The 17,618-nt window shown below is 73.1% G+C and carries 18 protein-coding genes; 8 read left to right on the top strand and 10 right to left on the bottom strand.

Annotated elements, in window-relative coordinates:
- Positions 1–128: 128 nt before the first annotated feature.
- Both ACFVQG_RS04085 and ACFVQG_RS04080 read right to left on the bottom strand, forming a co-directional pair.
- The gene (locus tag ACFVQG_RS04085; protein ID WP_383376595.1) at positions 129–1,538 is read right to left on the bottom strand and encodes an RICIN domain-containing protein; all 1,410 of its coding nucleotides are present in this window, start codon (positions 1,536–1,538) and stop codon (positions 129–131) included.
- Positions 1,535–2,659, bottom strand: a complete 1,125-nt coding sequence (locus ACFVQG_RS04080) for a family 43 glycosylhydrolase (RefSeq protein WP_383376593.1) — start codon at positions 2,657–2,659, stop codon at positions 1,535–1,537. The genes ACFVQG_RS04085 and ACFVQG_RS04080 overlap by 4 nt, the downstream gene beginning before the upstream one ends.
- Positions 2,660–2,889: 230 nt before the next feature.
- On the opposite strand from ACFVQG_RS04080, the gene mmuM reads away from it, so the two are divergent.
- On the top strand, positions 2,890–3,834 hold the full coding sequence (gene mmuM, locus ACFVQG_RS04075; RefSeq protein ID WP_383376591.1) for a homocysteine S-methyltransferase: 945 nt from the start codon (positions 2,890–2,892) through the stop codon (positions 3,832–3,834).
- A 5-nt stretch (positions 3,835–3,839) separates the two neighbouring features.
- Here mmuM and ACFVQG_RS04070 read toward each other — a convergent pair whose 3' ends face one another.
- Positions 3,840–4,247, bottom strand: coding sequence for a RidA family protein (locus ACFVQG_RS04070; RefSeq protein ID WP_383376589.1), 408 nt, complete (start codon positions 4,245–4,247; stop codon positions 3,840–3,842).
- A gap of 911 nt (positions 4,248–5,158) precedes the next feature.
- Positions 5,159–6,136 (bottom strand): helix-turn-helix transcriptional regulator, encoded by a 978-nt coding sequence (locus ACFVQG_RS04065; RefSeq protein ID WP_383376587.1) that lies wholly within the window; start codon positions 6,134–6,136, stop codon positions 5,159–5,161.
- Between the two features lie 115 nt (positions 6,137–6,251).
- On the opposite strand from ACFVQG_RS04065, the gene ACFVQG_RS04060 reads away from it, so the two are divergent.
- Together ACFVQG_RS04060 and ACFVQG_RS04055 are read left to right on the top strand one after the other, a co-directional pair.
- Entirely contained in the window at positions 6,252–6,953 is a 702-nt protein-coding gene (locus tag ACFVQG_RS04060; protein WP_383376585.1) for an NIPSNAP family protein, read from the top strand.
- 44 nt (positions 6,954–6,997) lie between these two features.
- Positions 6,998–7,819, top strand: a complete 822-nt coding sequence (locus ACFVQG_RS04055; protein ID WP_383376582.1) for a class I SAM-dependent methyltransferase — start codon at positions 6,998–7,000, stop codon at positions 7,817–7,819.
- Positions 7,820–8,158: 339 nt separating this feature from the next.
- On the opposite strand, the gene ACFVQG_RS04050 is transcribed toward ACFVQG_RS04055, so the two are convergent.
- Positions 8,159–8,806 carry a VOC family protein gene (locus tag ACFVQG_RS04050; protein ID WP_383376580.1) on the bottom strand — a complete coding sequence of 216 codons (648 nt, stop codon included), beginning with the start codon at positions 8,804–8,806 and terminating at the stop codon, positions 8,159–8,161.
- A gap of 63 nt (positions 8,807–8,869) precedes the next feature.
- Here ACFVQG_RS04050 and ACFVQG_RS04045 point away from each other — a divergent pair, with 63 nt between their 5' ends.
- Both ACFVQG_RS04045 and ACFVQG_RS04040 read left to right on the top strand, forming a co-directional pair.
- A complete protein-coding gene (locus tag ACFVQG_RS04045; protein WP_383376578.1) occupies positions 8,870–9,505 on the top strand; it encodes a hypothetical protein in 636 nt (211 codons plus the stop codon).
- A gap of 109 nt (positions 9,506–9,614) precedes the next feature.
- Positions 9,615–10,274 carry a ThuA domain-containing protein gene (locus ACFVQG_RS04040; RefSeq protein ID WP_383376576.1) on the top strand — a complete coding sequence of 220 codons (660 nt, stop codon included), beginning with the start codon at positions 9,615–9,617 and terminating at the stop codon, positions 10,272–10,274.
- Positions 10,275–10,276: 2 nt separating this feature from the next.
- Here the strand turns inward: ACFVQG_RS04040 and ACFVQG_RS04035 are convergent, their stop codons facing one another.
- On the bottom strand, positions 10,277–11,323 hold the full coding sequence (locus ACFVQG_RS04035; RefSeq protein ID WP_383376574.1) for a LacI family DNA-binding transcriptional regulator: 1,047 nt from the start codon (positions 11,321–11,323) through the stop codon (positions 10,277–10,279).
- A 293-nt stretch (positions 11,324–11,616) separates the two neighbouring features.
- Here ACFVQG_RS04035 and ACFVQG_RS04030 point away from each other — a divergent pair, with 293 nt between their 5' ends.
- Positions 11,617–12,801: a septum formation family protein gene (locus tag ACFVQG_RS04030; protein WP_383376572.1), complete on the top strand. Its 1,185-nt coding sequence runs from the start codon at positions 11,617–11,619 to the stop codon at positions 12,799–12,801.
- A 16-nt stretch (positions 12,802–12,817) separates the two neighbouring features.
- Here ACFVQG_RS04030 and ACFVQG_RS04025 read toward each other — a convergent pair whose 3' ends face one another.
- Entirely contained in the window at positions 12,818–13,831 is a 1,014-nt protein-coding gene (locus tag ACFVQG_RS04025; protein ID WP_383376570.1) for a hydroxyacid dehydrogenase, read from the bottom strand.
- Between the two features lie 177 nt (positions 13,832–14,008).
- Positions 14,009–14,212, bottom strand: a complete 204-nt coding sequence (locus tag ACFVQG_RS04020; RefSeq protein ID WP_383376568.1) for a hypothetical protein — start codon at positions 14,210–14,212, stop codon at positions 14,009–14,011.
- A 104-nt stretch (positions 14,213–14,316) separates the two neighbouring features.
- On the opposite strand from ACFVQG_RS04020, the gene ACFVQG_RS04015 reads away from it, so the two are divergent.
- Positions 14,317–15,921: a carboxylesterase/lipase family protein gene (locus tag ACFVQG_RS04015; protein WP_383376566.1), complete on the top strand. Its 1,605-nt coding sequence runs from the start codon at positions 14,317–14,319 to the stop codon at positions 15,919–15,921.
- Positions 15,922–15,947: 26 nt separating this feature from the next.
- Here ACFVQG_RS04015 and cutA read toward each other — a convergent pair whose 3' ends face one another.
- Complete coding sequence (gene cutA, locus ACFVQG_RS04010) at positions 15,948–16,277, bottom strand: divalent-cation tolerance protein CutA (protein WP_383376564.1); 330 nt, start codon at positions 16,275–16,277, stop codon at positions 15,948–15,950.
- A 119-nt stretch (positions 16,278–16,396) separates the two neighbouring features.
- On the opposite strand from cutA, the gene ACFVQG_RS04005 reads away from it, so the two are divergent.
- Positions 16,397–16,798 carry a VOC family protein gene (locus tag ACFVQG_RS04005; protein WP_383376563.1) on the top strand — a complete coding sequence of 134 codons (402 nt, stop codon included), beginning with the start codon at positions 16,397–16,399 and terminating at the stop codon, positions 16,796–16,798.
- A gap of 113 nt (positions 16,799–16,911) precedes the next feature.
- On the opposite strand, the gene ACFVQG_RS04000 is transcribed toward ACFVQG_RS04005, so the two are convergent.
- On the bottom strand, positions 16,912–17,601 hold the full coding sequence (locus ACFVQG_RS04000; protein ID WP_383376561.1) for a helix-turn-helix domain-containing protein: 690 nt from the start codon (positions 17,599–17,601) through the stop codon (positions 16,912–16,914).
- Positions 17,602–17,618 lie beyond the last annotated feature (17 nt).

Below are 17,618 nucleotides of genomic sequence, written 5' to 3'. Positions count from 1 at the left end.
CCAAGTCGTACGGAATCGGGGGCCGGACGGAATCAGGGTCGTACGGAATCAGGGCCGTACGGGATCAGGGTCGTTCGGGATCAGGGCCGTACGGAATCAGGGCCGTACGGGATCAGGGCCGTACGGGATCAAGTCCCGCGAGTCCACTGCTGGTTGTTTCCGCCGTTGCAGGCATACGTGATCAGCGCGGCGGAATTGGCGGTGGACCCCCCGGACACGTCCAGGCACTCCCCAGTCCCCCGCGCCCTGATCTGCCAGTACCCCCCGGACGAGGTGACGCTCCACTGCTGGGCGACGGTCCCGGCCGCGCAGTCCTCCTGACGGACGTCGGCGGTGAACTCCTGGAGGCACAGTGAGCTGTTGCGCACCATCAGCTGGTAGTAACCGCTTCCCGCGTCCCGGAACCAGAACCGCTGGTTGCCACCGCCGTTGCAGGTGTACTGACTGAGCGCCACGCCCCGCCACAGCGACTGGTTCGGCACGTCGGCGCACTTGCCCGAGTGCCGGGCGGTGAGGGTCTCGTACGTGGCGCTGACGCCGCCGACCGTCCCGGCGGCCGTGTCGACCGTGACCTCCGGGGACCAGGACAGCGACATGGAGGTGGCGCTGGGGAAGGTGATCGGCAGCCAGACGTACCGCGAGTCGTTGACGGTGCCGCCGAAGGAGTTGCCCCAGCGGTCACCCATGTACAGGTAGGACGTGCCCTGGGATCCCTGCACCGGTAGAACGTATGCGGTCTGCGATCCATAGGCGGTGGCATCACCGACCTGGGACATCGCCGACCAGGGACCGGAGAGGCTGCTGGCGGTGGCGTAGCGCTGCTGGTTGGGGCTCCAGCCGGTGGCGCCGGAGGTCAGCATGAAGTACACGCCGCCCCGTTTGAACAGCGCCGGGGCCTCGCGGTGGCCGCCCGGCCAGGGGTTGGCGACCAGGCTCGCGACGCCGGTGTAGTCGGCGGTGAGCCGGTAGATGTGCAGGTCGTAGTTCTCGCGGGCGGCGGAGACCATGTAGCCGGTGCCGTCCGTGTCGACGAACACGGTGATGTCCCGGGACATGTGACCCAGCGGACGGAAGCTGCCCTGCCAGGTGTAGTTCCCGTCGACGGTGTCGGAGACGGCGACGGCGGCGCGGGCCTCGCTGTAGTCGCTGCCGTTCTCCTTGTGCGCCCAGAGCACGAACTTGCCGGTGGCCGCGTTGTACATGACCTTGGGTCGTTCGATGTTGGCGGTGGCGAGTTCGGGGTGGCTGGACTGGGTCAGGATGTGATTGCGGAACTCCCAGTTCTTCAGGTCGGTCGAGCGGTAGGCGTCGACGTAGCGGAAGGTGTTGTCGGCGTTGCGGTGCTCGCCGAACCAGTAGTAGAAGGAGCCGACCTTGAGCACCCCGCCCCCGTGGGCGTGCACGGGGGCGCCCGAAGTAGTGCTGAACTGGGTGCCGTTGGTGACCGTCTGGGGTGCGGCGTGGGCGGGCCCGGCGGTCACGAGGGCGCCGAACAGGCCCAGGCTGAGGGCGAGCAGCAAGGCGGCGGCACGTCTCATCGCGAGGCCTCCGCTCGTGCCGTGTCGGCGACGGGGACCCCCAAGTCCGGGGTGCCGTCGGCGCGCCAGCCCAGCGGCTGGACGCGGGTGTGGCGGTTGGGGTCGTCCAGCGGGTCGCCGACGATCTCCTTGTACGGGCGGGCGTGGTAGACGAGGACGTCGGTACGGCCGTCCTCGGCGACGGTGAAGCAGTTGTGGCCGGGCCCGTACTGCCGGGTGGTGTCGCTGCTGGCGAAGACGGGCGTGGGCGACTTGGTCCAGGTCGCGGGGTTCATGAGGTCGCCGTCGTCGGGGGCGGTGAGCAGGCCGACGCAGTAGTGGTGGTCGGTGGCGCTGGCGGAGTACGTCAGGAAGACGCGCCCGTTGCGCTGCAGGACGTACGGTCCCTCGTTGACCTTGAAGCCGACGCACTCCCAGTCGTACGTGGGTGTGGTCAGCCGTATCTGGGGGCCGGTGAGGGTCCACGGGTTGGCCATCCGGGACAGCCACACGGCGGTGTTGTTGTCCATGCCGGGCTCGTGCTGCGCCCAGGCGAGGTAGCGGGTGCCACGGTGGGTGAAGGTGGTGGCGTCGAGGGAGAAGGTCTCCCAGGCCGTCCTGATCTGGCCCTTCTCCACCCAGGTTCCCCGGAAGGGGTTGGGGTTGGCGTTCTCCAGCACCCACATCCGGATCCGCCACACGTCCTCGGCGGGCGCGGCGGCGAAGTACACGTACCACTTGCCGTTGACGCGGTGCAGCTCCGGCGCCCAGATGTGCGCGCCCATGTCACCGCTCGGGTGCGCCCGCCAGATGACCGTCTCGGCGGCGGTCGCGAGCCCGGCGAGGGTGCGGGAGCGGCGCAGGATGATCCGGTCGTACTCCGGGACGGTGGCCGTGAAGTAGTAGAAGCCGTCGGAGTGCCGGGTGACGTGCGGGTCGGCGCGGTGCTGGACGAGGGGGTTCACGTACGGCGCTGCCTTCGGGCTGGGTGCGGCGGAGCTGGACGCGGGCTCGGCCGCGACCGGGCGGGCGGCCAAGGGGACGCCGACGAGGGCACCGGCAGTGAGCGCGGCACCCTTGAGGAGTTGTCGGCGGGGAGGTGGGGGTGTCCCGGGTGGGGGTGGGGGCGTGGGGGTGGGCATGCGGGTTGCCTCTCCAGGGTCGGCATGGACGACTGTTCGATCCGGTCACGATCCGTTCTGTTCACGATCTGTTCTGTTCACGATCCGTTCTGCTGACGATCCGTTCTGCTGACGATCCGTTCGAGATCTCGTACGTGATCTGTCATACCGAACGCCGAAAAGGTAGAGGCGTGTCAGGGGGAGGTCAACGGGTGCGGTGCGTCCGATGACGACGGTCTACGGTCGAGGACATGACCGGCGACACCACCCCCACCGCGCCTTCCCTGGCCGAAGCCCTCGCCACCCGCACGCTCGTGCTGGACGGCGGGATGTCCAACCAACTGGAGTCCGCCGGGCACGACCTGGGCGACGAGCTGTGGTCGGCGCGGCTGCTTGCGGAGCTGCCCGAGGCGGTGACCGAGGCGCATCTGGCGTACTTCGAGGCGGGCGCCGACGTGGTGATCACCGCCAGTTACCAGGCCACGTTCGAGGGATTCGCGCGGCGGGGAATCGGGCGCGGGCGGGCGGCGGAGCTGCTCGCGCTGAGCGTGACGGCGGCGCGGGAGGCGGCAGGGCGGGCGCGGGCCAGGGGTGCCGCGCGTCCGTTGTGGGTGGCGGCGTCGGCGGGGCCGTACGGGGCGATGCTGGCGGACGGCTCGGAGTACCGGGGCCGGTACGGGCTCACCGTGGCCGCGTTGGAGCGGTTCCACCGGCCCCGGCTTGAGGTGCTGGCCGCCGCCGCGCCCGACGTGCTGGCGCTCGAGACGGTGCCGGACGCCGACGAGGCCACGGCGCTGCTGCGGGCGGTGCGGGGACTCGGGGTCCCGGCCTGGTTGTCGTACACAGTCGACGGGACACACACGCGCGCCGGACAACCGTTGGAGGAGGCCTTCGCGCTGGCCGCCGACGCGGACGAGGTGATCGCGGTCGGCGTCAACTGCTGTGCCCCGGGGGACGCGGACCACGCCGTGGCGACGGCGGCGCGGGTGACGGGCAAGCCGGTCGTGGTCTACCCCAACAGCGGTGAGACCTGGGACGCCGGGGCGCGTCGCTGGCGCGGTCGGGCCACCCTCGCGCCGGGGCGGGTGCTCGGGTGGCGGGACGCGGGGGCACGGCTGATCGGGGGGTGCTGCCGGGTGGGGCCGGGGACGATCGCCTCGATCGCGGGGGTGCTGGGAGACCGGCCCGGCCCCTGAGCGGCTCAGTCGAGGACCGCGGTGGCCTCGACCTCCACCAGGTGCTCGGGCACGTCCAGGGCGGCGACGCCCAGCAGGGTGGCCGGAGGCACCGGGGCGCTCCCCAGCTTCGCGCTCGCGCGGGCGATGCCGTCGAGGAGCAGGGGCATCTTGTCGGGGGTCCAGTCGACGACGTGGACGTTCAGCTTCGCCACGTCGTCGAAGGTGGCGCCGACGGAGGCCAGCGCGGTGCTGACGTTGAGGTAGCACTGCTCGACCTGGGCGGCGAGGTCGCCCTCGCCGACCGTGACGCCGTCGGCGTCCCAGGAGACCTGTCCGGCGACGAAGACCATCCGTGAGCCGGTCGCCGTGGACACCTGACGGTAGACGTCGATCCGGGGCAGTCCGGCGGGGTCGTGAAGGGTGATGGCCATGGTGGTGCCTCCCGGCGGGTACTCGCTTACGGTTACTCGGTCACCGTAGGAGAGTGGCGGCCGACGTGGAAGAACGCACTTTTCGGTGACCGGGGAACCTCTTGGTGACCGAGCAGCTCAGGGCGTCGTCGGCAACGTCGGGGGCCGGGATTCCGCCGTGCTCCGCACCGGCTCCCGCGCACCGGGCGGTGGCAGCGTCGCGGGTGTGACCGACCACGTGCGACCAGGCGGTGGCAGCGTCGCGGTGTGACGACCACGTGCGACCAGGCGGCGGCAGCGTCGCGGTGTGACCGACCACGTGCGACCAAGCGGCGGCAGCGTCGCGGTGTGACCGACCACGTGCGACCAGGCGGCGGCAGCGTCGCGGTGTGACCGACCACGTGCGACCAGTGACCTTCCGTCCCCGCTACCGGCGTGTCCTGTGGGTCTCCTTCGGCGTGGCGGTCCCCGGGGCGGTGCTCACCGCGGTCGTGGGCGTGGTCGTCGGGCACCCGGCGGTGTGGGCGGGTGGGGGTGCGGGGACCAAGGGTTCGCTGGTGAGCCTGGCCCTGTCCGTCTGGGCCTGGCGGGCCACCCGGGTCCGTACACCCGAGGAGGCCGCCGCGGCCACGCCCCGCACCGCGGGCGACGTGTACTTCTCCGCGCGCTTCCTGGAAGCGACCGCCTACAACCCGCACTCCTTCGGCACCCACATCGCCCTGGACGGCGGGCCCGTGGCAGCGACGGCGCCACCGTGCCGCGTCCTGGCACCTTACGGAACTCGACGACGCCGGTGCCCCGGTCCGCCGCGCCGCCGCCCTAGCCGACCCGCACCGGATCATCCGCGAGCTGGGGCTCGCGGCGGAAAGGTTCCGGCGGCTCACAAGGCGCCGCAAACCCGGCGACTCACAAGGCCCCGTAAACCCGCCGACTCACAAGGCCCCGTAGACCCGGGCGAGTTGGCCGACCGTGGCGGTCATGGCACGACGTAGTCCGGGGGGCGCCACGACCTCGACGTCCGTGCCGAGCCGTAGCAGTTCGCCGCAGGCGTGCTCGGTGCTCTCGGTCGGGATGACCGCCTCGATCCAGCCCTCGTCGCCGACCGGGATCGCGGTGGAGTCGACGGCGCGGACGACGTCCGGGGCGACGTTGTCGGGCAGCCGCCGACGACCGCGCGGGGAGAGCCGGACGGTCGCGGTGCCGGTGTGGCGACGAGCCCGGAAGTCGTCGGTATACGACATCCAGTGGGCACGCAGGTCGAAGTCCCCGGGCCGGTCGAAGCGTTCGTCGGCCGGTACGGCGTCCAGGACCCGGGCGACCCGGTAGGTCGCGACCCCGCGCTCCGAGGCGGCGACGGCGTACCAGGTACCGGACTTGAGCACCAGGCCGTAGGGACGCAGACGACGTTCGACCTCCTGCGGCGCCCGCCAGCGGCGGTACCGCACGTCCACCGCGCGCCGGTCGAGCACCGCGTCCACGAACAGCGGCAGATGCGGCGTCTCCTCCGGCTCCCGGTACCAGCCGGGCGCGTCGACGTGGAACACCTCCGCCGTCCGCGCCGCCGCCTCCCGCAGCCCCGTCGGCAGCGCGGCGAGCAGCTTCAGCCGCGCCGCCGCCACGTCCGCCGCCAGCCCCAGATCGGCGGCGGGGCCGGGCAGCCCCGCGAAGAACAGGGCCCGCGCCTCGCCCTCGCTCATCCCGGTCAGACGGGTGCGATAACCGTCGACCAGCCGATAGCCACCGCCGGGCCCCGGTTCCGCGCGCAGCGGCACCCCGGCGTCCTGGAGACGCCCGAGGTCCCGGTAGGCCGTCCGCACGGACACCCCCAGCTCCTCGGCGATCCCGCGCGCGGACATGCGGCCACGGGCCTGGAGCAACAGCAGCAGCGACAGCAGTCGACCGGCGGACATGCGCACATTCTCGCCGGAAACCCTGACAGCACCTGGCACACGGCCCGCCTAGCGTCGGTGCCCCACCACACCGGTACCGAACGGGAGTCCCCACGTGCGCCAAGGCCGCCCCACCGTGATCGAACTTCGCCAGTACACGCTGCGTCCCGGCAGACGGGAGGAGTTGGTCGAGCTGTTCGACCGCGAGTTCATCGAGACGCAGGAGGAGGCCGGGATGACCGTGCTCGGCCAGTTCCGTGACCTCGACGCCCCGGACCGCTTCGTCTGGCTGCGCGGCTTCCCGGACATGACGGCACGTCACCACGCCCTGACGTCCTTCTACGACGGTCCCGCGTGGGCCGAGCACGGCCCCCGGGCCAACGCGACGATGACCGACTCCGACGACGTCCTGCTGCTGCGCGCCCTCTCCCCCGGCAGCGGCTTCACCGTCGACCCGGCCGAACGGCCCCGACCCGGCGCGCCCGCACCGGACCGCTTCGTGTCCGCCACGGTCTGGTCCTTCCCGCCCGGACGCGCCGTCGGCCCCACCCTGATCAGGGACGGCCTCCTGCCCGCCCTACGCGTCACGGGCCCCGCGCCCCTCGCCGCCCTCACGACGGAGACCGCGCCGAACACCTTCCCCCGGCTCCCGGTCCGCACCGGCGAGAACACCGTCGCCGTCTTCGCCTCGTACCCGACCGAGCGGGCCCGGCGCCAGCACGCCGCCGAGACCGCGGCCCTGCTGCGCGACGCGGTCCTCCCGGACATCGAACGGGAACAGACGGCACCTCCCCAGCAGCTCCGGCTGACCCCCACGGGCCGCTCCCTCATCCGCTGAACAACTCGGTTGCCCGCCCGGCGCCATCTGCCTACCGTCCCCCCATGGTTGACGAGATCTTCGGGCACCCGCGGCTGGCCGCCCTCTACGACCTCCTCGACGGCGAACGGGACGATCTCGACGCGTATCTGGGCATGGTGGAGGAGTTCGGCGCACGGCGCGTGCTCGACATCGGCTGCGGTACGGGGGCGTTCGCGCTGCTGCTGGCGGACCGTGGGCTGGAGGTCGTCGGCGTCGACCCCGCCCGGGCCTCACTGGACGTGGCCCGGCGCAAGACGGGCGCCGAGCGGGTGCGCTGGCTGGACGGGGACGCCACGGACCTGCCCCCGCTACGGGTCGACCTGGCGACCATGACGGGAAACGCCGCCCAGACCCTCACCGATCAGGAGACGTGGCACGGGACCCTGCGCGGGGCGTACGGCGCCCTGCGGCCGGGCGGGCGGCTGGTGTTCGAGACCCGCGATCCGGCGCGGCGGGCCTGGGAGGAGTGGAACCGGGAGGCCACACACCGGGTCACACCGCTTCCAGATGGCGGCGCGGTCGAGAACTGGCTGGACGTGACCGACGTCAGCGGCCCGTTCGTGACGTTCCGCTGGACCCTCGTGTTCGACGACGACGGGCAGGTGCTCGTCTCCGACTCCACGCTGCGGTTCCGGGAGCGTGCGGAGGTGGCGGCGGACCTGGAGGCGGCGGGGTTCGCGGTGGAGGACGTGCGGGGCGCGCCGGACCGTCCGGGTCGGGAGCTGGTGTTCGTGGCCCGCAGGAAGACTGCTCGGCCACCAGCCGCACCATCAGCAGCTTCCGTTCGCGGGCATGGGAGTGCGCCGCGTTCCGCGGGTCAGGAAACTCCACGGCGGCATCGATGAACGGGCATCCGCGCACCGGATCCGTGCCAGCCGGGGGCGGGTCGAGGTTGTCGGCGGTGCGCGGCGGGACCGTCTGGCCGACGCCCTGCGAACGGTCCACGCCGAGCGACGGGTCACGCCCGACTGCCCGTGCTCCGAGGACAGGTACGCCCCCGTCCACCACGAACGGCGGGCCGCCTCCGGCGCCGACCCGTACGGAGCGCTGGGCATCGGCCCCGACGACCACACGGCCCGCGCGGCCTACGACGCGGAGAGCCTGGGCTCCTACGGGGCGCCCCATGCCGCGTTCCTGTTCGTCACCGGCGACGGCGGGCCGCGACTGGCCGCCGACGTCGGCGCCTACCTGCAGATGCTGCTGGCGTCGAAGGTGACCGGACCGCGCGGTGTGTCCAGGGTGTACGACATCCCCACCGGCCCCCGAGTCAGGACCAGTTCCGTGCCCAGGGCCGACAACACCGGCTGGATCTCCTCGGGGACGGGAGTCGTCGCCGACAGCTTCAGGAGCGGTGTCGTCGGCAGGCCCGAGGCGGAGGGGTGGACGGACGTGCCCCAGTCGATGAGGAACGGCACCAGGCCCGAGGGGTGGGCCGCGCTGTCGGTCAGGCGCCACCGGAGGAGGGTGCCTTCGGGGGTGCGGCGGCTCATGGGGATGGCGGGGCCGGGGTCGTAGCCACGGGCACGGGCGGAGGCGATCGTGGCGTCCAGGTCGGTCGTGCGGATCGCCCAGGTCACCGTGCGCGGACCGGCCAGGCCGTCCACACCGAAGGGGCGCGGGCCCTCGGGGTCGGACTGCTCCGGGTCCGGGCCGACGATCTCCAGATAGCCGCCCCCGCCCAGCGCCACCAGGTGGTTGCGGGTGCCGAGCCCGACATGGACACCGCCCGCCGCGGGCACCACGCCCGTGCGCTCGGTGAAGTCGGCGACGGTGGCGGCCAGATCGGGGGTCGCGAGGACGAGGTGGTCCAGCGCCGGGGGAATGGTGTCCATCGGCGCCGAGGTTAGCGCAATCCACCCCTATCTATGGAACGTTTGTACGGCAGGATGGGTCGCATGATCACCCGTGCCGTGCGCATCCTGCCGTGGATCGCCGTCCCCGTACTGCTCAGCGCCTGCGGCACCGAGCAGCGACCTGCAGCCGGACAGGCCGCCGATCCCGCCGGTTCCGCCGAGATATCCGACCGGGCCCGCCCGTTGGGCATCGCACCGGCCCACGTGTACGTCACCGACGCCCCCGGATTCACCCTCGCCCAGCAGTCCGTCGGCGTCTCCGGCGACGACGGCTTCTCGGCGGCGTACTTCTCACAGCGCACCGGCACCCACTTCACCCTCACCGTGGACCGGGGTTCCATGACCACCAAGAGCTGCCCGGAGCAAGCCGTCGGCGATCTGGGAAGCGGTCCGACGGTGTGCGAGCGCGACGGCGACGCCTGGTACCGCGACGGCCGCGTCCAGCACGAGTACGCCCTTTCGAAGGACGGCCATGTGATCCGGCTGAGCGCCGACGCCGCGGTCCCGCGCGCCACCCTGCGCGCCGCCGCCGACGCCGTACACCGGCCGTCCGGCGATGAACTCGACACCCTCCTGCCGCCCGCGACCGGTGCCCGGCCCACCGCACCGGTGGAACGCGGCGACCTGCCCCCGGGGGGCGACGGCGCCCCCAACAACGACGTGGGCGCGGGCGGATGACAAGGCGAGTGGGAGAGCACCGACAGAGCGGATGAGAGAGCACAGGACAGAGCGGACGAGAGACCACAGGACAGAGCGGATGCCGGAGCGGATGACAGAATCAGCCGTCATGGCACCCAGGCTCCTCGTCTACACCCGCACCACCGACTACCGGCACGACTCCATCCCCGCCGCCGTCGACGCCCTGCGCACCCTCGGCGAGTTCGACGTCGACCACACCGAGGACCCCGGGAAGCTCGCGGCCCCGCTGGACGGTTACGCCGCCGTCGTCTTCCTCTCCACCAGCGGCGAGGTGCTGACCCCGGCCGGACGGACCCGGCTCGCCGGATACGTGGAGTCCGGCGGCGGGTTCGTCGGCGTGCACGCCGCCGCCTGCACCGAGTACGACTGGCCGTACTACGGCGACCTCCTCGGCGCCCGCTTCGCACGGCACCCCGCCCTCCAGCCGGGCAAGGCCGTCGTCGAGGACCGTGACCATCCCGCGACCGGGCACCTGCCCGCCGCATGGGACTTCACCGACGAGTGGTACGACTTCCACGACAACCCGCGCGACCGCGTGCGGGTCCTGCTGCGCGCCGACGAGTCGTCGTACGAGGGCGGCGGGATGGGCGCCGACCACCCCCTGGCGTGGTGCCACGAGCGCGGCGCGGGCCGGGTCTTCTACACCGCCCTCGGGCACGCCAGCGAGGCCTACGCCGACCCGGACTTCCGCGCCCATCTGCGGGGCGGTATCGCCTGGGCCGCGGCGGTCCGGCGGTCGGTCGGCTGACCTCAGTCGCCCGGCGGTGCCGTGCTCGCCCGCTCCACCAGACGGGTCGACAGTTCGGTGCGGGTGCTCTCCGGGCGGTCGCCGTCCATCATCCGCACCAGCAGGCGCAGCGCCGTCGCCGCCATCTCCGACAGCGGCTGGCGGACCGTGGTCAGCGGCGGGGCGGCCCAGCGCGCCTCCGGCAGGTCGTCGAAGCCGACCACGCTGATGTCGTCGGGGATCCGGAGCCCGCGTTCGGCCAGCGCCTCGTACACGCCGAGCGCCATGCGGTCGGAGCAGACGAAGAGGGCCGTCGGCGGCTCGGGGAGGTCGAGCAGTTCGCGGGTACGGCCGCGGGCGGCGGCCACCTCGAAATCGGCGTGGCGTACGTACTCCGGGCGGTCCGCGAGGCCCGCCGACGTCAGCGCCGAGCGGTACCCGGCGATCCGCGCCCCGCTGCACAGCGTGCGCCGGGATCCGGCGACGACGGCGATACGGCGGTGGCCGAGGGCCAGCAGATGCTCGGTCGCCGTCACCCCGCCCTGCCAGTTCGCCGCGCCCACCGACACCACGCCGGGCGGCGGTTCGCGTACCGGGTCGACCATCACGTAGGGGATGCGGTGGTGTTCGAGCCACGCGTACTGCGAGTCGGTCAGCTCGGCCAGGTTGAACAACACCCCCGCCGAACCGCGCGTCGTGAGCTTGTCCAGCCAGCCGCGCTCCGGCCGCCCCGCCCGGCTGCGGGCCAGGCCCGCCGACACCACGACGTCCAGTCCCGCGTCGTGCGCCGCCTGCTCCACCCCCCGCAGCACCGCCCCCGACCAGGAACTGTCCAGCGAGTGCACCACCAGGTCGATCAGCCGCGGCGCCTTCGCCGCGTCGTAGCGGGGTCTGCGGACATAGCCGAGCCGGTCCAGCGCTTCCGTGACCCGGCGCCGGGTCTCGGGGGCGACGTCCTCCCGACCGTTGACCACCTTGGACGCGGTCGGCACCGACACCCCGGCCTCCCGGGCGACGACCGCCAGCGTCGGCCCGGCGGCCGGTGCGCTCGGACTCCCCGTACGGACCATCGGGAACCACCTCTCCGGCCCGCCCGAGGGCCATCGGGATAGAAAGCGCTTCCTACCGTGATCTACCCTAGGCATGCCGCAACGGCACGGGAAGACGCCGGAGAGTGGTGGAGAGCCGCGGGAGCCCGGCTGAGCGTCCGGCACGCGCGGCTTCAAGGCGTCCGCCCCGAATGTCCCCCTGCTTGACACCGCCTCACGGAAATGACTACAAACCCCGGGCCGCTGCTTACGGCCCCGGACGGGCGGTTCGCTCGCGACCCCGTACCGCCGCCGCCCGGAAGGCCCCCGCCGCCATGTCGATGCCACCACCGTCGTATCCGCCGCCGCCTCCGCCGGGTGGACAGCCCGGCGGGCGTCCGGGTGGAGACCCAGGGGGCCAGCCGGGTGGCGATCCGGGCGGATGGCACGACGCACCCCCATGGCCGCCGCACACCCCCACCCAGCCGCCGCCCTTCAACCCCTTCGCGATCGTCGCCTTGGTGACCTCGCTGCTCTGCCTCGCACCCCTCGGCCTGGTCTTCGCCGTCATCGCGCTGCGGCAGATCTCCCGGCGCGGACAGCGCGGCAAGGGGCTGGCGATCGCCGGGCTCTCCGTCTCCGGCGCCGTACTCGTGCTGGCGGCCGTCGCCGTCCCGACGGTCGACCTCAAGGTCTGGACGCCACCCGCGCGCGGCGACGCCGGTGAGGTCACCGAGGGCGGCTGGACCACGCTGGACGACCTCCGGAGCGGCGACTGCTTCACGCCGAGCGGGTCGCTGCCCGAGGAGGGCACGCCGTCGCTGCTCGACGCCGCCGTGGAGGTCGTACCGTGCGACCAGCCGCACCGCGGGGAGGCGTACGCCTCCTTCACCCTGGAGGAGGGGCGGGCCTTCCCCGGCCGGGAGCGGATCACCGCGATCGCGTGGCCGCGGTGCGCGAAGCTCTACCTCGACTACTCGATGGACCCGCTGGCCTTCGGGCGGCTCCAGACCTACTTCTTCCACCCGGACGAAAGCGGCTGGCGGGACGGGCGGCGCACGGTCCTGTGCTGGGTGGCCCGGCCGGGCAACGCCGACCTGGACTTCTCGGTACGCCGTGACGCCTCCGACCTCACCTCCGCCCAGGCGTCGTTCCTGGAGGCGCTGAAGCCGGTGAACGTCGCCCTCGTCCTGCGCCCCGCCAAGGGGCCCCGGGACGACCTCGCCGGTGCCACCGCCTGGGCCGGGCGCATGGCCGAGGCGCAGGCCGAGACCATCGGCCTGCTGAAGGAGGCCGACCTGCCCGGCGCGGAACGCCCCGTCGCCCAACTGGTGACCGAACTCGAGGCCGGGCTGGCCTCCTGGCGGCAGGCGGCCCGGGCTTCCGACGTGGACACCTTCCTCGGGCATCTGCGGTCCCTCGGCGAGCACGACGGGGCGACGCAGCTCGGCGAGATCCGTGGGCTGCTGGACCTGCCCGTGCCGGGCGGGAGTCAGGTGCGGTACGGCGCGCGGGGCTGAGCTGGGGTCAGGGGTTTCAGGCGACCCGCGCGAGATCGCCGTAACGGACCGCGTGGGCCAAGGGCAGCCCCGTGGCCAGGCGTTCCATCTCCTCGACGACGATACGGCCGAGCCGCTCGAGTTCGTTGCCGAGGGAGCCCGCGATGTGGGGGGTCAGGAAGACGTTGGGGAGGGTGTAGAGGGGCGAGTCGGCGGGCAGCGGCTCGGGGTCGGTGACGTCGAGGACCGCGGTGAGGCGGCCGGAGACCAGTTCACCGGTGAGGGCCTCGTGGTCGACCAGGGCGCCCCGTGAGGTGTTGACGAGCACGCCGCCGTCGCGGATCAGGGCGAGCCGTCGCCGGTCCAGCATGTGGTGGGTCTCGGGGATGTCCGGGGCGTGGAGGGTGACGGTGTCGCTGCGGCGCAGGAGTTCGTCCAGCGGCAGGGGTTCGGCACCGAGCGCGGCGGCCTCCGCGGCGTCCACGTAAGGGTCGTGGAGCAGCACCTGGAAGTCGAACGGGCGCAGCAGTTCGAGCAGGCGGCGGCCCACGCGCGAGGCGCCGATCACACCGATACGGCGGCCGAGGTTGCCGGTGGCCGCGGTCTGGGCGGGGGCGGGGTGGGCGTGGGCCGCGCGAAAGCGCTCGCGGTGCGCGAAGGCGTCCTTCCCGGTCAGCAGGATCATGGCGAGCGTGTACTCCGCGACGGGTACGGCGTTGCCGTCCGCCGCGCTGGAGACGCTGATGCCCCGCCGCCACAGCGCCTCGCCGACGAGGGCGCGGACGGAGCCCGCGGCGTGCAGGACGGTACGCAGCGCGGGTGCGGCGGTGAGGGCGGCGGCGTCGAGGTGCGGGGAGCCCCAGCCGGTGACCAGCACCTCCGCGCGGGCGAGCGCGGCGGCGGCGCGGGGGTCGGCGAGATCCTGGACGACGAGGGAGCAGTCGACGTCGGCCGTCTGCCGGAGCCGCGCCATGACGGCGTCGGGGAAGAGGAGCGGGAGGTGCACGGGGTCCATGGCGAACACGGCCCGGGGTGGCGGGGTGCGGGGCATGCTTCTCCCTCGGGGCGTCATACGGCCTGTGTGGAAAGCGCCTTCTACGGTAGGTCCGGTGTGGGGTGGAGGCAATCACCGGGCAGCGGGATGGGCCTACGGCTGTCTAGGGGCCGTCAGCCATGCAGGTAGCGGTGGCCGTCAGTCACGCATGTACCGGTGGCCGTCCAGGGGCCGTCAGTCACGCATGTAGGGGTGGCCGTCCATGTACCGGTGGCGGTCCATGTACCGGTGGCCGTCCACGGACCGCCAGCCCCCCATGAACCGGTGGCCCTCCATGAACCAGTGGCCACCCATGAACCAGTGGCCCTCCATGAACCAATGGCCGTTCACGGGCCGCCAGCCCTCCGTCAGAAACACGCCGCCCGCGCTCCAGAACACGCCGTAGTCCCTGCCGGAATACACCGGAATCCGCCGGAATACCTTCGCGCGGTGTGATGCTCTGAGGTGGACGGGCACGAGCGCGGCGAAGGGCTGGTGGACGGATGACGGCTGACGCGGAACCGACGAACCCCGTGGTCCAGACCCCGTACGGCGCCGTACGCGGCAGATACGAGCGGGGAGTCGCCGTCTTCCGGGGCATCCCCTACGCGGCCGCCCCGTTCGGTCCCCGCCGCTTCCGGCCGCCGGTACCGCCGGAGCACTGGGACGGCGTGCGGGACGCGGGCGGCTTCGGCCCGACGGCCCCGAAGCCGCCGTACTCGGAGGCCTTCGACCGCTACCTCTCCGACCCGGTCGTCCCCGGCGACGGCTGTCTCAACCTCAACGTCTGGACCCCGGAACCCGGCCCGGGCGCCCGGCTGCCGGTCCTGGTGTGGATCCATGGCGGCGCGCTGACGAGGGGGTCCTCCGGTGTCCCGGTGTACGACGGCCGCCCCTTCGCCCGGGACGGCGTGGTGCTGGTCTCCCTCAACTACCGCCTGGGCGTGGAGGGTTACGGCCTGTTCCCGGACGCCCCGGCCAACGCCGGGCTGCGCGACCAACTCGCCGCGCTGAGGTGGGTGCACCAGTCCATCGAGGCGTTCGGGGGCGACCCGGGCCGGGTGACGCTGGCGGGGCAGTCGGCGGGGGCGATCAGTGCGGGTGCCCTGCTCGCGGCGCCGCAGGCGCGGGGGCTGGTGCGGCGTGCGGTGTTGCAGAGCGGGCCGCCGGAGGTCTCCGACCGGGACAAGGTACGGCGGATGGTGCGCCGGATGGCGGCCCGGCTGAAGGTCCCGGCGACCGCCGAGGCGTTCGCGGCCGTCGACCGGGACCTGCTGCTGCGGACCCAGGCCGAGGTGGGGCGGCTGAGCAGCCCGGTGCTCGGCGGGCCCGCCTTCGGGATCGTCGTCGACGGCGATCTGGTCCCGCGCGACCCCCTGGAGGCGCTGACGGACGGCGGGGCGGCGACGGGCGTCGACCTGCTGATGGGCTGGACGCGGGACGAGTACCGCCTCTGGCTGGTCCCCGGCGGTCTGCTGGAGCGCCTCGACCGGCTCGGCACGGTCGCGCTGGCCGGGGCGATGGCCCGCTGCCGCTGCGGCCACGAGGTGCCGCGCGGCTACCGCGCCCTGCACCCTGACGCCGGTACGGCGGAGATCGTCGGTCAGATGGTCACCGACCATCTGCTGCGGTTGCCGCTGCACCGCCTCGCCGACGCCCGCGGCGACGCCTCGTACGTGTACGAGTTCGCCTGGCCGTCCCTGCTGCCGGACCTCGGTGCCTGTCACGCCCTGGAACTCGGCTTCGTCTTCGACACCGGCGAGGTGCCCGCGTCCGCCAAGCTCGCGGGGTCGGGTGCGCCGCGTGAACTGGCCGACGCGATGCACCGGGCGTGGGTGCGGTTCGCGGCGGACGGGGATCCCGGATGGCGGCGCTGGGATTCCGTACACCCCGTGCAGATCTTCGGCGACGGTGAACCGCATATCGCATACGGTCCGCGCGATCCTGAACTCGCCCTGTGGGCGGCGGACTCCAAGTCCGCCAACGCCGCCGTGGACGGCGCCCCCGCCCCACCGCCACCGCTCGCCGAGGCGTCACCGGCCAGGGTCGCGGAACTGCGGTCGGTCGTCCGCCGCCTGCGCCGCACCACGAGCGGCGGTCGGACCTGAGGCGCCAGCCGTACACCCCACCGGTGTCAGCCCTCGCTCGTCTCCGCGCTCACCCACGCCAGATAGGCGTCACTCCCGTGCGTCACCGGCGTCGCGATGATCTCCGGGGTGTCGTAGTCGTGGACGCTCTTGATGTGGGCCTCCAGCTCCCGGTAGCGCTCGGTGGTCGTCTTGTACAGAACCCGCCACTCCTGGTCGGCCCGCACCTCGCCCTCCCACCGGTAGACGCTGGTGATCGGGCCCTCGACCTGCGCGCAGGCCGCCAGCTTCGCCGCCACGGCGCCGCGGGCCAGCGTCCGGGCCTTGTCGGCGGCGTCGGTCGTGGTCAGGACGGTCAGGTACGCGGGATCGGCCACGGTGGATCTCCTTCTGCCTCGGATGCCGCGACGGTACCCGCAAGGCGCGCCGGGTCGAGCGGGCCCTCGCGTCCGATTCCTTCAAGACCGCGCACCCCGCGCTGCCTAGCGTGGCCCGCATGAGTACACGATTCGATTCCGTAGGCCTGGTCGTCTCCGACATGCGCGCCGCTGTCGCCTTCTACCGTCGGCTCGGGATGGTGTTCCCCGACGGGGCCGAGGAGCAGCCGCACGTCGAGGCCAAACTGGGCGGCGGGGCGCGGTTGTTGCTGGACACCGAGGAGACGGTGCGGTCGTTCCACCCGGGTTGGCGGGCGCCGCGTGACGGCGGCGGGCGGGCCTCGCTCGTGATGCGGTGCGACACGCCCGGTGAGGTGGACGCCGTGTACGAGGGGCTCGTGGCGGACGGGTACCACGGTGAGCTGAAGCCGTGGGACGCCTTCTGGGGGCAGCGCTACGCCGTCGTACTGGACCCCGACGGCAACGCGGTGGACCTGTTCGCGCCGCTAGGGCCTGTCTGACCGTTCCCGTCGTCGCCCGAAGGGCGGCTCAGCGGCGTCAGGTGCGTGCTCCGGGGGTGCGGCGAGAGGGCGTGCATGGCGTCGCGGAGCAGGCGGGACGGGTCAGACAGGCCCTAGCCACCGCGGCCGAGTAGGTCACCCAGCGGCAGCCCCGTCAACTCCCGTACGTCCCGGGAGAGGTGAGCCTGATCGGCGTAACCCGCGCGGGTGGCCGTCTCCGCGAACGGGGTGCCCGCGCGGGCCAGTGACAGGGCGCGGTGCAGGCGCAGGATGCGGGCCAGCGTCTTGGGGCCGTAGCCGAAGGCGGCCAGGCTGCGGCGGTGCAACTGGCGTGTGCTGAGGCCCAGTTCGTCGGCCGTCGCGGCGACGGGCCGGTCCTCGGCCAGGGAGGCGACGATCCGGGGGATCACCGGGTCGGCGGGCGGGGCCTCCGCGGCGACGCGCAGGGCCACTTCCTCCAGGGCCGTCGCCTGGTCCGCCGCCGCGTCCACCCTGGCCGCGAGGCGGCCGACCCGCGCCCGGGACCACAGGTCGGTGAGGGGGACGCGCTGGTCGCGCAGTGCGTGGGCCGGGACGCCGAGATACGCCGGTGCCGTACCGGGGTGGAAGCGGACGCCCGTCCAGCGGGTCGGCCCGCCACCGGTGAGGTGGGCGCGCGTGTCCGGGCCCGCGACCAGCAGGGTGCCCTCGTGCCACAGCAGGTCCATGCAGCCGTCGGGCAGGACGCGTCCGGTACCGGACGCGGACGGGGTGTTCGTCCAGACGACGGCGCCGGGCAGCCGGGAGCGGCGTTCCGCGTACATGTACGCCAGGCTACGCC

The organism is Streptomyces sp. NPDC057877, from assembly GCF_042796855.1.
Classification (GTDB): domain Bacteria; phylum Actinomycetota; class Actinomycetes; order Streptomycetales; family Streptomycetaceae; genus Streptomyces.
This window is presented reverse-complemented; position numbering and strand designations above follow the sequence as displayed.